General features: G+C 59.2%; 3 protein-coding genes. All 3 read right to left on the reverse strand.

Annotated features, from left to right (window positions below; genetic code table 11):
- On the reverse strand, positions 1 to 955 hold a 955-nt coding region (locus FLV34_RS38500; RefSeq protein WP_187280859.1), incomplete at its 3' end, for a hypothetical protein.
- Positions 956 to 1,002: 47 nt separating this feature from the next.
- Entirely contained in the window at positions 1,003 to 3,933 is a 2,931-nt protein-coding gene (locus FLV34_RS38505) for a DUF499 domain-containing protein (RefSeq protein WP_147945511.1), read from the reverse strand.
- Complete coding sequence (locus FLV34_RS38510) at positions 3,930 to 6,635, reverse strand: DUF1156 domain-containing protein (protein ID WP_147945512.1); 2,706 nt, start codon at positions 6,633 to 6,635, stop codon at positions 3,930 to 3,932. Before FLV34_RS38510 ends, FLV34_RS38505 begins: the two co-directional genes overlap by 4 nt.
- Positions 6,636 to 6,773 lie beyond the last annotated feature (138 nt).

Below are 6,773 nucleotides of genomic sequence, written 5' to 3' on the forward strand. Positions count from 1 at the left end.
CTATGGTGACCGCAGTAAGGAATCGGGGTATGGGCCAACGGTAGTTACGGTTGATCAGCGTGATCCACTGATCAATGATGTAGCGCCAGTTGGGAAGTATGGAGAAAAGATTCCCCCCGACTTCCTCCCAGCGATAATCGCTCAGCAAAAATAGCAAGTCTTGAGAGGTGATATCACGAAAATCATCTTGAGACGGTGAACGACCAAACCAGACTTTGAGCAAATTAGAGCGACCACTCTCGGTCGCGGACGCTATCCAGCTTTTGTCAGTTACATGGAGACTCTCGATCCGCGCAATAGAGGTTGTCGCCAATGAAATCAAAGTCTCTAGAGGCAAAATATATTGCGGAAGGAAATCCCGCAGAGGTAGTGGCGAGTCTAGCGAAACCACAAACTTGCATTGAGATTTGATTTCCGCGTCGCCCTGTTGGGGTCGAGGCCAGAAAATAGAGTCATCTTCAATGGAGAGCGTTCCCCCAGGAATAGCCGTAACCCTTCCGGCGGGGGCATGGTAAGCGAGACGCTTAGGCTGGAGAGAAGACTCTTCGAACTCATAGAAAAAAGGTGACCAGCTAGCCCAAATGCGTTGGTGTCTAAGTCTAACCTGAGCTTCGGATACCACGAGCTCCTCATCACCAAGCAGGAGCCCTTCGAGGGCCAGCCAGGGACGGAGCTCTATATCGGCCTGAGCCGTGAACTTTGTGGTTGCGGGACCCATCCGACAATCAACCAAAGTCACCGGTGTACCGAAGATGCTCCCATGCAGAAGTGGGATATCCTCTAGTGGCGCAGCCAAGAGGGACGCTTGCCCCGCAGACCGAAGGGGGTTGCGATGTAATTTTGCTACGATTCCTCCCTCCTTCGTTATTTCGCAGGTGCCGGGAATGACATTATCCTCCGACTGGCCGGGAATCCACCAGTCTGCGGGAACTGTTTGTCCTATTCGAAGGCCCACTGATCACATCTCCTAAGTACCTGACACACTAAGCTGGCCGCGGAAGATTAAAGCCCCTCCTCTTCGATGACTGACGTAACACCGGGCAGAGATTTGGCTTTCGTGACGAAGTGGTATGTATCGCCAGTACGTGCAGTGACGGTTATATCTAATCCGATCATCTGGATGTCCATGTTCAATTTCGCGGGATCAACCAAGGAGGCTAGCTCACGGATAAGCCCCCACACGGCCTCGCGCCTGCTGTCGTCAGTGAGTGACGATAGAGGCATTCGGACCCTAGTCACCTCATAAGTTGGCTCCTCTACCGCTTGTGCCGGCACGGAGGTCGTACTCGCAGACTCGCCAATAGAATCGCCCGTGCTTGTGGGGTCGACGGCCAGAGTACTTTCCGAGCCAGGCGCAGCCTCTGGCGGGGGTTTTGGGATCGAAGTGGGTCGGCGACGCAGTAACTGCTGCATCGAGGCCGGCTGAATTTGTCCTGGCGTGGCAGGCCGGATCTCATTGCCATCGCTATCGGTAAGCATCCATTCGCTGCTGGTCGCGAGGCTGAATAGTGCCTGCCGCAGATCTTCCACGGTGGCTACCATAGGCCAGGTTGGGTTGCTATACGGCAGCGCGAAAAGTTCTCGCGGAGTCAAGTCGCGTCCGAAGCTACCACCCGTGATCAGTTGACCGACATACTCCGGAGCAAGGGCGCCGGAAGCGACGGCACGGCTGGCGGCCACAAGATCAGCCCATACATCCTGTCCGGCCAAAGCGGTTTTGCTATCGGGTACAGTTTTATACTGTACTGTCAACCCATCGGTGGTGCGTAACAGGTAAGCGTAGTGCTGATAGGCCCACTTAATATCACTGTCGAGCTTCATACGGGCTTCATCCCGGCGCGAACATGCTTCAGAATACTCGTCGTCGGTTGGATCGAGCTGGGCGACAACGAGCTCCCAGGCAAGCACATCCCTAGCTCGATCTCGGGCACGTGTACGTCGTTGAGTGTTAACCATCGTGACCACCATAGAGGCTGCATAGGTGGTAGTGAGCCCAGGTGCAACCCCGAACGCTACGGCGAGATCAGCGCGGGTGTCAGCGTCTTTCCCGTTAAGCAGACTCCATCGGCGCGGATCGAGGACAACAAGCCGATTTTCCTGTCCGTCCACGTCCGCAAAGCAAGCAGCCGCGGTGGTGACACCATTGATGGAGCGTGCGACGAAGTGCAGGTTGCTGAAGGCGCCCTTGCTGGCAAGTTGCTGTGCGCGCTTCCACACGCGGTCCAACGCGAGGTCGTTGCTGACCATCGTCGTCGCGTTGGAATGGTACATGCTCAGCGTCTGCTTAATCGATAGAAAAAACCATTCGGGCCCCTTGCTGTGTCTGGGCTGTGTGCGGTCCAGCGCGCCGAGGCCGCCTTCCGCGGGGCCTGCGATAAGCGCATTGAAGATCTCTTCGGCCGCAGCATAAGGCACATCTGAGCCAGCTAAGGCCGCAATCAGCTCGGCTTTAGTAGCTCCTCGCGCAGCCTGAGCACGGGGCACGAGGCTGTAGACAAAGCAGGCGGTAGCCATCCGCAGGGCGGGAGCTGGCTGACCCGCAGAGACACCATTCGCGGCGAGGTTGGCATCGAGAGCGAACGCCGTGCCACTGCCTCCGCCGGAGCGGATAATGTCGGTATTGGCTACCGCTCGGAAACCTTGAATAGCGCGGTCATTGCCAGCCAGCACGCCAGAGGACAACAGTGCCTCTAAAGCGCTGGTATGCAGCGGGATGTCCCCGGGACCGATCAAATCGGGTGTCCACCGACCAGCCTCATGCTCGGTTACCCAATACAGCACGGTCCGTGCGAAGATCGCGACAGTAGATCGGACCCGCTGGAAGGCCTGGACGACAGACCACTCCTTCGAGACCAGCTCAAACAGGTCGGGGTGGAAGGGATAGGTCTCAACGATTCGATCGGTGAGCCTAGCCAAGCTACGGCCTGGACCCAGCTTGCCATACACGTGTTTGGTCCATGTCTCGTCGGCGGCGGCGAGGTAGACATCCGCGACAGCCCGAGCGGCTTTGTCGACTTTGGCACGGGTGAAGAGACGGCGGCGAATGATTTGGGCGAAGTCGGCGGGTTCGGTGACCGTAACGGTTTCACCGTTACGCCGCAACCGCGCGGCGACGTATTCACGCATCTCTTCGGCAGCCGGATGGTAGCCAGCCTGATCCTCGTCACTGCGGATCATTACTACCACCAGCGCGACCTGTGGCTGATCATCGACTGCGTCGGCGAGGGCGTTGAGGAAGGCTTGCTCGCCCGGTAAGCCGCCGATGGCAGCCTGATCGGTGAGCGCCATCGCGTAGTCCATCAATTCGTCAATGACGATGAGCACTGGCCGACCAAGCTCAGCAAAGACCGCCTGCAGCGTCGCCTTATTCGCACCAAGGTCGTTGTAGTGCCGCCAGCGGCCCATCCGGTCGGGATGGCCGTGGAACGCCAGCCACAAGAACCGGCCGAACAAATCGGTGGCCGGTCCAAACCTCGGGTCTGTTTTGCCTGGGGACATCGACTCGCCGATCAGTATGACCGGAACGACCTGGCTCAGGTCGAAGGTATATCCGCCGGCAGTGGCTTCAGCAGCAACAGCATGACCCAGCTCTGAGCCAAAGAACGACGCAGAGTCGTTGATCATGTGCCACAAACCGACGAGCGCGTGGCTCTTGCCCCCGCCCATGCCCTGATCTAGGTGGAAGCATGCTTGAGCCTCCACTCCTCTAACGCCAAGTCGGCGAGCCACGCGCCCCAGGAAACCGACCAACAGCGGGGTCGGCTGAGTGATATCGGTGTAGTACTCACACTTGGCGTACGGCACAAGCACCGTCTGGTAGACCGCCTTAGCCAGACTCATTTGCAGCTCACCCACAGAGCCGTCAGTGAGCCGGACCTCGTCTCGGAGAGAGAGAATATCGGCCCAGTGTGAACTGGAGGGGGATGCAGTCACGAGGTCTCCTCAAACAGGCTGGGCTGTTTGGCCGCAGTGCTTGTGCTTCCAGGGGCGACGGCGGCCTGGATCGACCCGCGGTTACGCTTCACTGCCGCTAAGGCAACGGCAGTTGGGTCGGAGCTGGGTAGTTTGGTGGCGAGCCAATCGACTAAAGCCCACACGTGGGCATCGGTCGCTGGCCGCTCTGCGGCGGAGAGGCAAGCGGCAGCCGCCTCCGTGCCGCTGGACCACGACGCTGCTATGCCACGCACGACTTCATAAGCGCTAGAAGCGGAGGTGAGCCGCTCGGGGGCATCATGCCGCAGTCGGAACCCAGCCTTAGTCTCGATGAGGATTGGGCCACGCAGGTCCTCCAACCGCAGGCCGTCGGACTGAGCGAAGAACCTAGCCTCGCCCTTCGGAACGTCCATGCGGCCATGGACTTCATGCCAGAAGATTGCCAATCGAGTATGCGGGTCGAAGGTCTCTAATGGCATCTCGTCCAGCCGAAGCGCGACCGCGTCGCGGACTGCGCGACGAGCGAGGGTCATGTAGTGCTCCAGAGGTACGGTGCTGCCGTCTGGAGTAATTACTTTGCTGTACCGACCAACAACCTGTAGTGCGGCACCATAAGAGGCCATGAGTTGGTCATCCAGGGCCAAACCATCGCTGTCCCACCCGCGGCAGCGATTCTTCACCTGACTGATCACTTCGGCATCCACTTGTGCTGCGATGCCGATCGGCCGATCCGCGGGAGCGACGCGAGCTCCGATGGAGACGGTCACGGAGATGGTCGCGACGCCGGTGACGGCGGTCTCAGTGCGGGAAGGCCAGGAGGAGGTGACCACGAAACCGGCATTAGTAAGGGCGGCCAACAGCCGCTTCCATGCTTCGGGATCGGAGTGGCCGAAGATGACTGTCATGTGGCCGTTGGCTTTGAGGACACGGCGTGCCTCCGCAAACGACCGGGCCAACATCACCTCGTAAAAATCTTGCGTACGGTGGTCACCTTGGCCCTTGGCGCCGCGCCCCTTGACGATAATCTCTTCTGCTTTGTCCTGCAGCCCATCTTTGCCATCGAGACTTCCATCAAACAAGTCTGGGGCCGCCGAGTGGAGGGCACGCTTAAACCAGACATAGGACAGATCGGAGGAATCCGCGTACGCAATCATGTCGTAGTAGGGGGGATCAGTCACTAGCACGTCGACAGTTGCGTCCCGAAACGGCAATGCCACCGACGAAGCTCGGCGGAATCGAGCAGGTGCCGCCTCAATTCGGTTTTCGTACAGCACCTTACGCAGAGCAGCTAAAAGGCTTGATGAGACCGAGCCCCACGTTCCCGGGCCCGCCCCGGGCCCCGGCTCGATGTAATCGAAAGCATGCGTGAGAGTACTTTGGTTAGTGAAAATATCCCCGGAATAGACCCGGTTCTGCTGAGAGCCGTCAGGCTTGCCGCGACTTTCCTTGCGTGAGCCGCGGGTCGCCCTACGTAGCTGCCGTGCAATATTGGACGCAGCGTAGGAACACAGCGCAGCCGCATACTCGACGCTGACCACACCAGACAATTCTCGGTATAGTTCGGCGATGACGCGAGCCGCGGTGGCGAAAAGCACCGCTTGTCGCGAGTTCATCAGTGACCCATAGGTTAAGAACCCATACTGGCGAGCATCGACACCGGCAGTTGCCGGAATTTCCTCATTTGGAATTGCCGAAAGCCCAGGAGCTATCGGCGCCTGCGATGAGAAATCAACGTGTGCGGCGGCAGCAATCTCATCGGCACGTGGGATTCGGAAAACTTTCCGATTCGTATCGGGATCTGTCTCGGCCACCGCTAGCATGGCGTCAACGTACTGCTCTGCATAGCCCTTCGCTTTGACAACATCCAGGTTATGCGGATGGCCGCAGCCGGGAAACGGGCAATGTGCTGATTTGCCGCGCTTGCCTGTTGGGGAGGTAAAAGTTGGCTGCTGTTGTGGCAGGCCATCGCAGACTTTCGTGCGCCACTCGTCACCCTCGAAGACAAGTTCGAGGGCCTGGCCTTCGTCCCGCGTGCGATGGTAGGGGTGCCGTAGCACCATGGAGCTGATCAGTGGGAATCGACGGCCGCACCCGTCACAGGGGATGGTGACGGCCCATAAGTAGGCCCAGGGTGTCTTGCCGCCGTGAGCAGGGTTCCCCGGATACAGCGTCGCCACTCGTTCGGCAACGCGACGCCCGACCTCTAACAGGACGGTGCGGACATCAACGAGAAGGCGCGGTTCGTCAGCCAACCCCTTAAGACCCAGCTGAGAGCTGGTTCTTTGGTTTCTCCGATTGCTCTGCGCTGGGGAAGCTTCAACCGCCTCCTTATCCTCATCAAGATCAACTCCGGGCGAATAAGGCAACGGCGGTTCAGCGGACCAATCCCGCAGAGGATAATCGGCCAGCAGACGACCAGCAAGGGTGGCGACAGGAGACAGGTCCGTGCCGATGGCAGAAGCGCCGGCGCGACTCGCCTCCAGAGAGATAATGCCGCGGCCGGAGAACATATCAAGAACAACCGGAGGCCTGGCACCGTACTGTTCAGAAATTCGTGTCCGCAACCTTGTTATCGCGGCCCTGTTTCCGGTGAGGATCGCCTCTTTGATATCGGCTCGATTCTCGGAGGTATCGGGCAGTAGCGAACACAAGACCGCGGCGCGCGCCTGGGCGATGGGTCGGGAGGCAAACCAAGTGAACATCGCCTTTTCGCTGAGCCCTGAACCGGCCGGAGTGCCGACCAGGGCCCAAGCGTTCTCGGCTGGTGAGATGGGCGCAGCCCTGGGACGGACGGGTAGTTGAGGGCGCCCCGGTGCGGAGATGACAAACGCGACCCCTCA

Origin of the sequence: Microbispora sp. CSR-4 (assembly GCF_008033685.1) — a bacterium.
GTDB lineage: Bacteria > Actinomycetota > Actinomycetes > Streptosporangiales > Streptosporangiaceae > Microbispora.

Excerpts from the sequence above, each read along its gene's own strand:
- FLV34_RS38510 (WP_147945512.1), bottom strand. The coding sequence starts at position 6,635 with ATGTTCACTTGGTTTGCCTCCCGACCCATCGCCCAGGCGCGCGCCGCG.